Annotated in this window: 10 protein-coding genes; 7 read left to right on the top strand and 3 right to left on the bottom strand. The window is 30.3% G+C overall.

The window, feature by feature from the left end:
- Window positions 1–7 precede the first annotated feature (7 nt).
- From ACYPV9_RS12665 to ACYPV9_RS12645, 5 genes are all read left to right on the top strand, one after another.
- Entirely contained in the window at window positions 8–2,743 is a 2,736-nt protein-coding gene (locus tag ACYPV9_RS12665) for a 2-oxoglutarate dehydrogenase E1 component (RefSeq protein ID WP_299063286.1), read from the top strand.
- A gap of 187 nt (window positions 2,744–2,930) precedes the next feature.
- Window positions 2,931–4,154 carry a 2-oxoglutarate dehydrogenase complex dihydrolipoyllysine-residue succinyltransferase gene (gene odhB / locus ACYPV9_RS12660; RefSeq protein ID WP_459744256.1) on the top strand — a complete coding sequence of 408 codons (1,224 nt, stop codon included), beginning with the start codon at window positions 2,931–2,933 and terminating at the stop codon, window positions 4,152–4,154.
- A 157-nt stretch (window positions 4,155–4,311) separates the two neighbouring features.
- On the top strand, window positions 4,312–4,992 hold the full coding sequence (locus tag ACYPV9_RS12655) for a YiiX/YebB-like N1pC/P60 family cysteine hydrolase (RefSeq protein ID WP_459744252.1): 681 nt from the start codon (window positions 4,312–4,314) through the stop codon (window positions 4,990–4,992).
- Between the two features lie 29 nt (window positions 4,993–5,021).
- On the top strand, window positions 5,022–5,390 hold the full coding sequence (locus ACYPV9_RS12650) for a DUF2200 domain-containing protein (RefSeq protein ID WP_459744249.1): 369 nt from the start codon (window positions 5,022–5,024) through the stop codon (window positions 5,388–5,390).
- A gap of 54 nt (window positions 5,391–5,444) precedes the next feature.
- Window positions 5,445–7,850, top strand: coding sequence for a helix-turn-helix domain-containing protein (locus tag ACYPV9_RS12645; protein WP_459744247.1), 2,406 nt, complete (start codon window positions 5,445–5,447; stop codon window positions 7,848–7,850).
- Between the two features lie 245 nt (window positions 7,851–8,095).
- Here ACYPV9_RS12645 and recJ read toward each other — a convergent pair whose 3' ends face one another.
- Both recJ and ACYPV9_RS12635 read right to left on the bottom strand, forming a co-directional pair.
- Window positions 8,096–9,781: a single-stranded-DNA-specific exonuclease RecJ gene (gene recJ, locus ACYPV9_RS12640; protein ID WP_459744245.1), complete on the bottom strand. Its 1,686-nt coding sequence runs from the start codon at window positions 9,779–9,781 to the stop codon at window positions 8,096–8,098.
- An 18-nt stretch (window positions 9,782–9,799) separates the two neighbouring features.
- Window positions 9,800–10,225 (bottom strand): OsmC family protein, encoded by a 426-nt coding sequence (locus ACYPV9_RS12635; RefSeq protein ID WP_299063304.1) that lies wholly within the window; start codon window positions 10,223–10,225, stop codon window positions 9,800–9,802.
- A gap of 81 nt (window positions 10,226–10,306) precedes the next feature.
- On the opposite strand from ACYPV9_RS12635, the gene ACYPV9_RS12630 reads away from it, so the two are divergent.
- A complete protein-coding gene (locus ACYPV9_RS12630) occupies window positions 10,307–10,897 on the top strand; it encodes a carboxymuconolactone decarboxylase family protein (RefSeq protein ID WP_299063306.1) in 591 nt (196 codons plus the stop codon).
- 209 nt (window positions 10,898–11,106) lie between these two features.
- Window positions 11,107–12,084 (top strand): hypothetical protein, encoded by a 978-nt coding sequence (locus ACYPV9_RS12625; protein WP_459744241.1) that lies wholly within the window; start codon window positions 11,107–11,109, stop codon window positions 12,082–12,084.
- On the opposite strand, the gene ACYPV9_RS12620 is transcribed toward ACYPV9_RS12625, so the two are convergent.
- Window positions 12,081–13,802 (bottom strand): M28 family peptidase, encoded by a 1,722-nt coding sequence (locus ACYPV9_RS12620; RefSeq protein ID WP_459744239.1) that lies wholly within the window; start codon window positions 13,800–13,802, stop codon window positions 12,081–12,083. The genes ACYPV9_RS12625 and ACYPV9_RS12620 overlap by 4 nt on opposite strands.
- Window positions 13,803–13,826: the final 24 nt, after the last annotated feature.

Here is a 13,826-nt window from a genome sequence, read left to right as displayed (position 1 = left end):
CTATTATATGGACAAATTTTCGTTCTTAAACGCAGCACATACGGGCTTTATAGCCGATTTATACGATCAATATTTAATTAATCCTGATTCTGTAGAACCAAGTTGGAGAAGCTTTTTTCAGGGATATGATTTAGCAAATGAAAATTATTCTTTTTCTGATGAAGAAACATCTATAGAGATTCCTCAAGATGTAAAAAAAGAATTTTTAGTAGTAGACTTAATAAATGGATACAGAACTAGAGGTCATTTATTTACTAAAACAAATCCTGTTAGAGATAGAAGGCAATACAAGCCAACATTAGAATTATCTAACTTTGGATTAACCGAAAACGATTTAGACAAAGAGTTTTCTGCAGGAGATGTATTAGGTTTAGGTAGAGTAAAACTATCTGTAATTATAAATCACTTAAAAAGCATTTATTGCGATTCTATTGGTGTCGAGTATATGTATATGCGTAATCCAGAAAAATTAAAGTGGTGGCAAAATCGTTTGAATGAAAACGATAATCATCCTAAGTATTCTGTAGATGCAAAGAAATATATCTTATCAAAATTAAACCAAGCAGTTTCTTTCGAAAGTTTTTTACAAACTAAATACGTTGGTCAAAAGCGTTTTTCTTTAGAAGGAGGTGAAGCTTTAATACCAGGTATTAGTGTTGCATTAAGAGAAGCAGCAGAAACTTTTGGTGTTAAAGAATGTGTTTTAGGAATGGCACACAGAGGTCGTTTAAATACATTGGTTAATATCTTTAAAAAACCAGTTAGAGATTTATTTAGCGAGTTTGAAGGTAAAGATTTTGAAGATGATGATATTGATGGAGATGTAAAATACCACTTAGGTTTAACTTTAAGTAAAACTTACAGAGATGGTAATGAAATAAAAATGAATTTAGTTCCTAATCCTTCGCATTTAGAAACTGTTGCAGCAGTAGCAGAGGGTATTACAAGAGCTAAAATTGATAGAAAATACAACGGAGATTCTAGTAAAATTTTACCAATCGTTATTCATGGTGACGCAGCAATTGCTGGTCAAGGTATTGCTTATGAAATTGTTCAAATGGCAAAACTAAATGGATACAAAACAGGAGGTACAATTCATATTGTAGTAAATAACCAAGTTGGTTTTACTACAAATTATTTAGATGCACGTTCTAGTACATATTGTACAGATGTAGGTAAAGTTACTTTATCACCAGTTTTACACGTAAATGCAGATGATACAGAAGCAGTTTGTCATGCAATGCAAATGGCTTTAGAATTTAGAATGAAGTTTAAGACCGATATTTTTATTGACCTATTAGGTTATAGAAAATATGGGCATAACGAAGGAGACGAACCTCGATTTACACAACCTAAATTATACAAAGCAATATCTAAGCATAAAAATGTTAAAGATATATATGCTGATAAGTTAATTCAAGAAGGTAGTATAGATAAAGGTTATTTAGCAGAAATAACTTCTGAGTTTAAAGGAATGTTAGAGCGCGAATTCGATTTATCTAAAGAAGATAAAACTTCTAAGGTAAAAGAATTTATGCAATCTACTTGGGAAGGTTTTGATAGAGAAGATTTAACTACAATGTTAGAGCCTGTAGATACAAGTTATAAAGCAGAGCAACTTAAACATATTGCGAAAGTAGTTTCTACGGTACCAGAAGGCGTTAAGTTTTTAAGAAAAGCAGAACGTATATTGCAAGGTAGAGCTAAAATGGCTTTTGAAACCAATGAATTAGATTGGGGTATGGCAGAAAACTTAGCGTATGGATCTTTAATGGAAGAAGGTTTTAATGTCAGAATTTCTGGTCAAGATGTAGAAAGAGGAACTTTTTCTCATAGACACGCTATTTTAAGAGATGAAATTACAGAAGAAAGAATTAATCTTTTAAATACAAACCCAGAGAATAAAGGGCAAATGTATATTTACAACTCTTTATTATCTGAATACGGAGTTTTAGGTTTCGATTATGGTTATGCCATGGCAAATCCTAATACACTTACAATTTGGGAAGCTCAGTTTGGAGATTTTTCGAACGGAGCTCAAATTATGTTTGATCAATATATTTCTGCAGCAGAAGATAAGTGGAAGTTACAAAACGGAATTGTTGTTTTACTACCACACGGTTATGAAGGACAAGGATCTGAACATTCATCTGCAAGAATAGAACGTTACTTACAATTGTGTGCAGAAGATAACATGACGGTTGCAAATTGTACAACACCTGCAAATTTTTATCATTTATTGCGTAGGCAAATGAAACGTGACTTTAGAAAGCCGTTAATTGTATTTACGCCAAAGAGTTTATTAAGACATCCGAAAGCAATCAACACTATAGAAGAGTTAGCTACTGGTGAATTCCAGGAAGTAATAGATGATACTTTAAACCCTAAAAACGTTAAGAAATTAGTTTTCTGTATGGGTAAATTCTACTATGACTTATTAGAAGAAAGAGAAAAATTAGGTAGAGAAGATGTTGCTCTTGTTAGAATAGAACAATTATTTCCTTTACATTTAGATAAATTACAAAAAGTAATAGATAGATATCCAAACGTAGAAAATTATGTTTGGGCACAAGAAGAACCAAGAAACATGGGAGCATGGAGCTTTATGTTAGAACGTTTTGATTTGGTAAAATTAAATGTACGTTCTCGTAAATATTATGCAGTACCAGCAGCAGGTTCTAGTACAAGATTTAAAAAACGTCATAAAGCGGTTATTGATAGCGTTTTTAATGATAATGAGTAAGCGCGTTAAGGATTGAAACGACATCCTTTTAATTTTGTCAGTTCGAGTAAATTTGAGAAGAATGAGCAAATTTGTATCGAGAACAAAAATTAAAAGATATAGTGTAAAGCCTGTTTAAACGCCCAAAAAGAATAGAAAATAAAGTAATTAAAAAGCTAATTATTTAGCAAAAGTAAAATAAGAAACCATGAGTGTTTTAGAAATGAAAGTTCCTTCTCCGGGAGAATCAATTACAGAAGTAGAAATTGCAACTTGGTTAGTTGAAGATGGAGATTATGTTGAAAAAGATCAACCAATTGCAGAAGTAGATTCAGACAAAGCAACGTTAGAATTACCTGCAGAAGAAAGTGGAATTATAACTTTAAAAGCAGAAGAAGGTGATGCAGTAGCCGTTGGCGCTGTAGTTTGTTTAATTGATACAAGTGCTGCTAAACCAGCAGGAGATGCTTCTAACGATGATGCAAAACCTACTAAAGAAGCACCTGCACAAACAGAAAAAGTATCGCCTGCAGTAGAGAAAAAAGACACGTATGCCTCTGGTGTAGCATCGCCAGCAGCAAAAAAGGTTTTAGCAGAAAAAGGTATTGACGCTAAATCTGTTAACGGAACAGGTAAAGATGGTAGAATTACTAAAGATGATGCAGTTAAAGCTGTACCTTCTATGGGAACTCAGCCAGCGAATGGTTCTAGAAATACAGAGCGTAAAAAAATGTCTATGTTACGTAGAAAAGTAGCAGAGCGTTTAGTTGCAGTTAAAAGTGAAACAGCTATGTTAACTACTTTTAACGAAGTAAACATGCAACCAATTTTTGATTTACGTAAAGAATACAAAGAAGATTTTAAAGCAAAACACGGTGTTGGTTTAGGTTTTATGTCTTTCTTTACTTTGGCAGTTGTTAGAGCTTTAAAAATGTATCCAGATGTAAATTCTATGATTGATGGAGACTTTCAAATAAAACACGATTTTCAAGATATTTCTATTGCGGTTTCTGGACCTAAAGGTTTAATGGTACCTGTAATTAGAAATGCAGAAAACTTATCTTTTAGAGGTGTAGAAAGCGAAGTTAAACGTTTGGCTTTAAGAGCAAGAGATGGGCAAATTACTGTAGACGAGATGACAGGCGGTACATTTACAATTACTAACGGTGGTGTTTTTGGTTCTATGTTATCTACACCAATTATTAATCCTCCACAAAGTGGTATTTTAGGAATGCATAATATCGTAAACAGACCAATGGCTGTTAATGGTGGTGTTATAATACAACCTATTATGTATGTTGCTTTATCTTACGACCATAGAATTATTGATGGTAGAGAATCTGTAGGATTCTTAGTAGCTGTTAAAGAAGCATTAGAAAACCCTGTAGAATTGTTAATGGACAACAATCCTAAAAAGGCATTAGAAATGTAAATAGTATTTTACTTTATTTATATAAAAAATCCCAAGCTTATTAGTTTGGGATTTTTTTTGAAGCTTTTTTAATGTATTTCAACTTTACATTTTGAAACGATCATAATCAATTCAGTAAAAAATACTTACTTTGTAAAATAGAAAAAATGATATAATAATGACACGTACAACAATAAATAAATCGATATCTACTTTTTTAATCATTCTAGTTTTTTTTAGTTGCAATACTCATAAAAAAGATGATGGTTTTGAATTACAGCACGGAGATTTATTATTTCAAAATACAGGATCAGACGAAATTGATAATGCTATAAAGGATGTAACTGCAACCTCTAAAGCTAAAAATTATTCTCATGTTGGTATTGCTATGAGAGAAGGCGATAAATGGTTTGTGGTAGAAGCAATTCCGAAAATAGGAGTAAGTAAAACACCAATAAACGAGTTTTTAAATCGAAATAAAAACAAACAAAACAAATCTCAAACTACTGTAGCAAGATTAGATAGTATATATCAACCTTATATTTCTGAAGCAATTACGTATGGAATCGACAGAATTGGCACTCCTTATGATGCAGTCTTTCTATGGGATGATAGCTCTTATTATTGTTCTGAGTTAGTTTATAAAATGTTTTCTACACAAAACTTATCTAAAAAAGATTTGCCTTTTCTTACACATCCAATGACGTTTAATGATAAATCGGGTACACCAATGGCAAGTTGGGTAAAGTATTATAAAACACGTAACCAACCAATACCAGAAGGTATAGAAGGTACAAATCCTAATTTAATGGCGAGCAGTTCTAAAATTACATTTGTACACGATTATGAAAAAGAGTAAAAAGATTTCTATAACTTAAATCTAAAAACATGAAAGTTACACCAGACAAAAATGAAAAAGTTGCAAATATGATTTTCGGTTCTATTTATCCTCTTTATTGGAATAGATTAGAAAAAAATGGACGAACGAAAGAAGAATTTCATCAGGTTTTAGAATGGTTAACTGGTTTTAATGAAGAAAAATTACAATCTTTAATTGAAGAAAAAGTAACCTTTAGAGAATTTTTTAATCAAGCCAAAATGCATCCCAATGCAGAAAAGATTAAAGGTGTGGTTTGTGGATACAGAATTGAAGAAATTGAAGATGAATTCGAAGTCTATAAAAAATGTAGACAAATGGAAAAGTTAGTAGATGAGCTTGCCAAAGGAAGAAAAATGGAGAAAATTTTGCGTTCTTAATATTTAGATAGATTTTTCTTTTTGAATTTATTTACCTTGCAATAAAAAGCTACAATGTCAAAAAACCCAGAGTTAGAACTTGCTTTACAATTTATAGAAAAGACAGACCGTAATTTATTTATTACCGGTAAAGCAGGAACTGGAAAAACTACATTTTTACATAAAATAAAATCAGATTCTCTTAAACGAATGGTAATTGTTGCGCCAACAGGTGTTGCTGCAATAAATGCAAAAGGGGTAACGATTCATTCTTTTTTTCAAATGCCGTTTGGACCTATTTTACCAAATCAAATAGCAAATACAAATCAACAACGTAAGTTTTCGAAAACCAAAATAGATATTATTAAATCTTTAGATTTAGTTATTATTGATGAAATTTCTATGGTTAGAGCAGATTTGTTAGATGGTATCGATCAAGTAATGCGTCGTTATAAAAATAGAAATAAAGTATTTGGTGGCGCACAAGTTTTAATGATAGGAGATTTGCAACAATTAGCGCCAGTTGTAAGACCAAACGAATGGAGTTTATTGCAACAACACTATAATACAGTGTACTTTTTTAGTTCTAAAGCATACCAAGAAGCAAACGTTGTTTCTATAGAATTAAAGCATATTTATCGTCAGAAAAATGAAGATTTTATAAAAATTTTAAATGAAATTAGAACAGATACCTTGTCTGATGAATCTGCTAAAATTTTAAATAAAAATTACAATCCATCTTTTTCACCTTCAAAAGACGATGGTTATATAACCTTAACAACGCATAATAATAGAGCCAATTTAATTAACAATTCAGAATTAAATAAAATAAAAAATAAGAGTTATTATTTTGATGCAGAAGTTTCTGGTAAATTTAATGAGAATTCATATCCAAATTCAGAAAAATTAGAATTAAAAATTGGTGCACAGGTAATGTTTATCAAAAATGATTCATCACCAGAAAAAAGATATTTTAATGGTAAAATTGGTATTGTAACAGATATTTCTAGAGAAACGGTAACAGTGCATTGTGGTGATGAATTAGATGAAATTGTTACAGAAAGAGAAAAGTGGGAAAATATCAATTATTCTATCAACGAAGAAACAAAAGAAATTAAAGAAGACATTTCGGGTTCTTTTTCTCAAATTCCGTTACGATTGGCTTGGGCAATTACAATTCATAAAAGTCAGGGATTAACTTTTGATAAAGCAATTATAGATGCAGAAGCTTCTTTTGCTCACGGGCAAACCTATGTAGCCTTAAGTAGATGTACTTCTTTAGAAGGTTTGGTTTTAAAAACGCCAATTACTAGCAACGCAATTATTAACGATAGAACCGTAAGTGTTTTTAATGAAAGTGTAGAAGAAAATCATCCAGACGAAACAGTTTTAAACAATTCTGAAAAAGAATTTCAGTTGAACTTAATTGCAGAATTATTTGATTACCAACCATTTTTATACCCAACTACGCGATTAATCGATATTTATTACAAAAATAAAACAAGTATAAAAGGTGATGTTATCGATCATTTACAAACAATAAAAGACGATGGAGTAGTAGCTTTAATGAAAGTTTCTAACGGCTTTAAAAGGCAATTGTTAGAAATATCAGAAGGTAATATTTTGCCAGAAAATAGTTCTCAAATTCAAGAGCGTTTTATAAAAGCAGTGAATTATTTTTTAAATCAAACTAAAAATAACATTTTAAAACCATTAAATACCATTGCGTTTTCTTCGGATAATAAATCGGTAAAAACTGATTTTAAAAAGCAATTTGATGCACTTCAAGAAAAACTTTTAGAAAAATTATTTGCTCTAAATAAAATGACAGAAGCTTTTAAAGTAGAAAAATATTTAGAAGTTAGAGCAAAAGCAGTTTTACAAAAATCTGCACCCACTGCAAAAAAGAAAAAAATATCGAATAGAAAAGACCCTTTGTTGGCGCTAAAATTACGTGAATTAAGAGACGAAATTAGGGTTGCAGAAAACATACCAGCATTTCAAATATTTACACAAGAAACGCTTTACGCAATGTGTGATGCTTTACCTAGAACCGAAAAAGAGTTGCTAAACGTAAAAGGTATGGGTAAAACACGTGTTTCTAAATACGGAGCAGAAATTTTAGAAGTTATAGAAAAATACTGTCAAGAAAACGGGATAAATAAACAAAACGAGCAAAAAAGAGAAGACAAAAAACCAACCAAACAAATTACTTTAGAGTTGTTTAGATCTGGCTTATCGATAAAAGAAATCGCTAAAGAGCGCAGCTTAACCACCAATACAATAGAAAGTCATTTAGCAAGTTATATCCCTTCTGGTGATGTAGATATTTTAGAGTTAATACCTTTAAAAAAATATAAAAAATTAGTAGACGAGATTGAGAAAATAGAATTTAAAAGCCTAACAGAACTTAAAGAAAAAGTAGATAAATCGTATTCTTTTATGGAGCTGCGTATGGTTTTAATGTCTATGGAAAATTAATTTAAAAAATTTTGAAAGTTTTTAAAATAAATTACGTCTAAAGAAATATGATAAGAAACTTCTTATCATTTCTTTTTCATAGCAATTTTCCCACTTCTTCTTAGAAGTGGGTTTTATTTTTTATTTAGAAGCTATTTCCTGCTTTCACTACTCGCTTTTTTTATTCAGAAAAAGAATAAAAAAGAGCTCAAACAAGCCGTTCAATCAGGGCTATACTTGTTTGCTAAAGTTTAGCTTAATGCTAGTTACTTTAAATCTTTTAAAACTAATTGTATCGATTTGTGACCATTCCATTCATTTTCATCTAATGCATAAGCTATATCAAAATCGTTTTTAACCAATTCAATTTTATTGCCCAAACCAAAACCAATTGCACCAAAAGTTTGCTTATTGTCACCCTGAAAAACATTTAATTTTAAATGCGTTTTATCTGCGCCAACTTGTTTACCATAACCATTATCTCTAACACAATTAGAAACAAAAATTGGTTTCATATTCATTGGACCAAAAGGTGCCATTTGTTCGATAATTCTAAAAAATTTTGGTGTAATTTCAGATAATTCTAAAGTGGCATCCACAGAAATTTCTGGTGTTAATAATTCTTTGTCAATTGTATTTTTAACAACTTCTTCGAACTTATTTTTAAAATTTTGATAATTTTCTGGCAATAAAGTTAAACCAGCAGCGTATTTGTGTCCGCCAAATTGTTCTATAAACTCTTCGCACTCATGCAATGCATTGTAAACATCAAAACCTTTTACAGATCTTGCAGAAGCAGCTAATTTATCGCCACTTTTTGTAAAAACTAAAGTAGGTCTGTAATAGGTTTCTATTAATCTAGAAGCAACAATACCAATAACACCTTTGTGCCAATCTTCTTGATACACTACAGAAGTAAAACGCTTTTCTTCTTCGTTGTCTATAATTTGAATTAAAGCCTGATCTGTAATTTTTTTATCTAAATCTTTTCTGTCGGCATTAAAAATTTCTATTGCAGCTGCAAATTCAACTGCCGAGTCAAAGTCCATTTCTGTTAATAATTCAACAGCATAATTACCGTGTTTCATTCTTCCGGCAGCATTAATTCTGGGTGCAATTATAAAAACTACATCAGTAATAGTAAGCGTTGTTTTTTTGGTTTGATGAATTATTGCTTTAATTCCGTTTCTAGGATTTTCATTAATTACCTGCAAGCCATGATATGCTAAAACCCTATTTTCGCCATTCATTGGTACAATATCTGCAGCAATTGCAGTAGCAACCAAATCTAAATAAGGTATAAAATCTTCTATGGTTTGGTTTCTTTTAGAACCTAAAGCTTGTATCAATTTAAAACCTACGCCACAGCCACATAGTTCATCAAAAGGGTAATTACAATCTGCTCTTTTAGCATTTAGAACTGCAACAGCTTCGGGTATCTTATCACCAGGTTTATGATGATCACAAATTATAAAATCTATGTTTTTTTCTGATGCATACGCAACTTTTTCGATGGCTTTTATACCGCAATCAAGTGCTATAATTAAACAGAAATCATTGTCATGTGCAAAGTCAATTCCCATATAGGAAACTCCATAACCTTCTGCGTATCTATCCGGAATATAAGTTGCAATATTCGAATAAATAGTTTTTAAATAAGAAGCAACTAAAGACACTGCTGTTGTGCCGTCAACATCATAATCTCCGTAAATTAAAATATTTTCGTTATTTGCAATTGCTTTTTCTATGCGGTCAACTGCTAAATCCATATCCTTCATTAAAAAAGGATCGTGAATGTCTTCTAAACTCGGGCGAAAAAACCTTTTCGCTTGATTAAAAGTTTCGATATTTCTTTGACAAAGTATGGTAGCAATTGTTTTATTTACTTGTAAATCTTTTGCTAATTTTTCAACTTTTTCTTTTTTTGGATTTTGCTTAAGCGTCCATCTCATAGCAATTTTTTCTACTTTTTATAAATTATGCAAATGAATTTCTATCTCTATATCTGCAAATTGACGAAACATTTCCATAACACCACAGTACTTAGTTACCGATAAATTTACCGCTTTCTGTATTTTTTTTGGTTGTAGTTCTGCATCAGAAAAATGGTAATCTACCTTTACTTTATTGTAAAATTTTGGATGCTCATCTGTTAACTCTGCAGTAACCTCAATTTTAAAATCTGCAACTTCTGCATGCATTTTAGTTAGTAAAGAAACTACATCTAAACCAGAACAACCAGCTAATGAAGACAGCATTAAAGCTTTTGGTGCAAAACCAACAACGTCTCCATTATCTTGCGATTTATCAAACATTGTAAATTTATGCCCACTTGGATTATCAGTTTCAAATTGCGATTTCTGTTTCCAAACCGTTGTAACTGTATTTTTAATCATAAAATCTATTTTTTTAAAAATGAAGTATTAAATTGTGCTTTAATACAAATGTAAGCACAAATTAATTAAAGATATAAAAATATGGCATTAGTAACCCCTTTAGAAGCAGAGCACGATTTAGAAACAAAAGAATTAGCAGAATTTTTTAACGAGACCCTAGGTTTTTGTCCTAATTCAGTATTAACAATGCAACGTAGACCAGCAATATCTAAAGCATTTATAAATTTAAATAAAGCAGTTATGGCAAATGAAGGTAGAGTTACTTCTGCTTTAAAAAGAATGATTGCTTGGGTTTCTAGTAATGCTACCGGTTGCAGATATTGCCAAGCGCACGCAATTAGAGCAGCAGAGCGTTATGGCGCAGAGCAAGAGCAATTAGATAATATTTGGGAGTACAAAACGCATCCTGCTTTTTCAGAAGCAGAAAGAGCAGCATTAGATTTTTCTTTAGCAGCATCAATGGTGCCAAATGCAGTAGATGCAAAGATTAAAGAAGAATTATATAAGTACTGGAACGAAGGAGAAATTGTAGAAATGTTAGGTGTAATTTCTTTATTTGGCTATTTAAATAGATGGAATGATTCTATGGGAACAACTCTAGAAGAAGATGCAATTGAAAGTGGTGATAAGTACTTAGGAAAACATGGTTTTGAAGTTGGTAAACATGTTTAATTTTAAAATTACTTAGAAACTTTTTATATTTACAAAAAGAAAGCCTCTTCAAATAATACTGAAAAGGCTTGTTTTTTAAAATGTAAAGGTCCCCCAACCTCTTCAATTTAATTTCAAATTTAGTTAAATAAAGAAGGTTATTATTGCAAATTTCACAAAATGGTAAATTATATTTTGTAAAATTTGATAGAAGTGAATGAAAGGACAGAATGAATAAGGCAGAAGAAAGATTATTTAAGTTAATTAGAGAAAACTTACCAAAAAATGTCTCTTTAATTGAAGACGTTGCTAGTGTTTTAGATATAAATTACGATGCAGCTTACAGAAGAATAAAAGGTAAAACAACTCTTACTTTAAACGAAGCACTTGTTTTATCTAAACACTACAATTTAGTTCTTAAAAATTTATCATCAGAAAATTCATCTGAAAATAAGGTAATAAGCGTAGAGAAAACACATGGTGAAATTTCTATAGATTTCTTATACAATTATTTAAATACATGTAATATTGAAATTCAGGCAGTATTAAATTCTAAAAAAGGAAAAATTATAAGCTGCGCAAATGATTTACCATGTTATCACATTAATAATAGTATTTTAAAAAAATTTAGAATATATCTGCTAGTAAGTATGTTGCCTAAAAAGGAGAGTGTTAAAACAATTTCTTTTGTTAATTTTAACCCTTCAGATACAATTTTAAATGCTTACGATTCTTTTGTAGATAATTATAAAAAAGTAGCTTTAATAGAAATTTGGAACGATTTTACAATAGATAATTTAATAAACCAAATAACTTATTTTTTTGAGATTGGCTTATTAAAAGAAGATGAAGCTATAGCAATTTTAGAAGGTTTGGTAAATACATTACAGCAATTAGAACAACAGGCTAAAAATGAAAAGAGAGTCGTAAATGATAATGCTTTTAAACTATATTGCAATAATCTTATCTCTTTATCAGATACTATCTTTATGCAAACAGATAGTTTAAAAAAAACATTTGTGCCCTACACTAATTTAACTTATTTAAAAGTTACAGATGCAGAAACATGTGCTCAAGTAGAAAAACATTTAAATAAACAACTGCAATATTCTACAAATATTTCTGGTGAAAGCTCTATTGCTAGAAAAATGTTTTTTAATAAGATGTATCAAAAAATAGAAAAGAGCAAACAAAAATTAATGCTTTAATTTTTTGTGAGCTTTAGTATAATAGTTTTAGATATAGAATCTATTAACTTTTTAGAATGCTCTATTTCTTTAGTAATATCATTTTTATTGATTACTAAATCAGTAGTAGTTTCAATAGATTTTTGGTACCAATTATTCCAAGCAGAAATTATTTCTATTTGCGTTTCTAGAGATTGGTTGTTGTTTATGGCTATTTTACTTTGCTTAAGTTCTTCATTAAGTCTATTTTTTGCAGCGGTTTCAATTTCATTTATTATTGATTTTGCGGTTTCAACATCAGCATTTAATAAAGTGTAAGCTGCAATTAATGCCGTGGTACCAACATTTTTTAGAGTAGTTTTAGAAACTTTATCAATTCTGTCATTATCGGTATGATAAAATTGATCTGTAAAGTGCCAAAATAAAACACTTGGTATGTTTTCTCTTAAAAAAGGAACATGATCACTACCACCCTCAAAAGGATTTGTACTTACTGGCCAATTAGCAAGTTTACCTTGAGCTTTAAATTCATTTATTAAAAAATCGTTTAAATAATGAGGTTTCATTTGGTTCAAATTCATTTTAGAACCACCCCATTCTGTATGTTTATCATTTCCACGTGTCCAAATAGCACTTGGATCTGGCATTTTTTCAATAAGAAAAACTCCACCTGTTTTTTTGGTATTCTCACCAACCATGTCCAAAGAAATTCCCCATTTTATATTTTTTGCTCTAATAGTATCTTCTTGAACATATCTTCTTGTAGAAACTATTTCATCTCCCCATAAAAAAGTTAAGGTTCTTTTAGGTTGAAATTCATTTTTATTGATAAATTTTGCCGTTAAATTAGCCATTTCTAAAGCAACACCAACTCCGGTAGCATTGTCATTAGCGCCAGGTTCTTGTATATGCGCACTAAATACTAAACGTTCTTTAGGCTTTTCTGTACCTTTAATATCTGCTATAATTGTTAATTCTTCGGATGGATAAATTTTAGTTTGCACGTTTACATTTAAAGTTACTTTTCCTTTTTCTAAAGATTTTTTTAAGCGTTCTTTTGCTTCATAAGATAGTGCTATTGCCCAAGGTTTATTTATGGTATCTAAAGGAATTGATCGAAACTGAATTGAAGTTGTATTTTTTTCTGGTTGTAAGTACTCGGGATTATTGTACGTTAAAATTCCTGCCGCTTTCCCTTCAATAATTGCAGTTTTAAAAATTCTATACGGACTCGTTTCTGCAAATACTATTTTACCTTTTACGTTTATTTTAGCAAGATTTTTTATATCTTTAATGTATACAACATCTGCTTTAATACCTTTTTTTGGTGTGCTGTAAGAGTTTAACGCAATCATGTTTCTATTTGTAGAATGTAGTAATAATGGCCTTTTCTCATTATTCAAAATTATACTTGCGTCTACAGATTCCCAAGTAGGTTTTTTAAGTGGTCGTTTTTCTATTCTGTAAGTTAATAAATCACCTTCGGTAGCATTTTCTTCTAATATATAACCTGCTTTTTCTAAGTTTTTTGCAATATTATAAACACTTTCGTTAAAGCCAGTATTACCAACCACACGCCAATATTTTTCTACAAAAGCAGTTGTTTCGTAGGCTAAATCTCCTGTAAATTCATTATTAATTACATCAGAATAATTATCAATAGTAAGTTTTACAACTTCTTCTTTTTTACAGTTAATTATAAATATCAATAATAATAAGACTACAATTTTTTTAAACATAACTCTAAATTTAGAAGTTATAAA

It is taken from the genome of Polaribacter sp. OB-PA-B3 (assembly GCF_054589375.1).
The sequence above is the reverse complement of the archived record's forward strand: the minus strand, read 5'-3'. Positions and strand labels throughout refer to the sequence as shown.

What these genes read in the sequence shown, in the direction of transcription:
- ACYPV9_RS12665 (WP_299063286.1), top strand. Translation starts at nt 8, where the DNA reads ATGGACAAATTTTCGTTCTTAAACGCAGCACATACGGGCTTTATAGCC.
- odhB (WP_459744256.1), top strand. Translation starts at nt 2,931, where the DNA reads ATGAGTGTTTTAGAAATGAAAGTTCCTTCTCCGGGAGAATCAATTACA.
- ACYPV9_RS12655 (WP_459744252.1), top strand. Translation starts at nt 4,312, where the DNA reads ATGACACGTACAACAATAAATAAATCGATATCTACTTTTTTAATCATT.
- ACYPV9_RS12650 (WP_459744249.1), top strand. Translation starts at nt 5,022, where the DNA reads ATGAAAGTTACACCAGACAAAAATGAAAAAGTTGCAAATATGATTTTC.
- ACYPV9_RS12645 (WP_459744247.1), top strand. Translation starts at nt 5,445, where the DNA reads ATGTCAAAAAACCCAGAGTTAGAACTTGCTTTACAATTTATAGAAAAG.
- recJ (WP_459744245.1), bottom strand. Translation starts at nt 9,781, where the DNA reads ATGAGATGGACGCTTAAGCAAAATCCAAAAAAAGAAAAAGTTGAAAAA.
- ACYPV9_RS12635 (WP_299063304.1), bottom strand. Translation starts at nt 10,225, where the DNA reads ATGATTAAAAATACAGTTACAACGGTTTGGAAACAGAAATCGCAATTT.
- ACYPV9_RS12630 (WP_299063306.1), top strand. Translation starts at nt 10,307, where the DNA reads ATGGCATTAGTAACCCCTTTAGAAGCAGAGCACGATTTAGAAACAAAA.
- ACYPV9_RS12625 (WP_459744241.1), top strand. Translation starts at nt 11,107, where the DNA reads ATGAATAAGGCAGAAGAAAGATTATTTAAGTTAATTAGAGAAAACTTA.
- ACYPV9_RS12620 (WP_459744239.1), bottom strand. Translation starts at nt 13,802, where the DNA reads ATGTTTAAAAAAATTGTAGTCTTATTATTATTGATATTTATAATTAAC.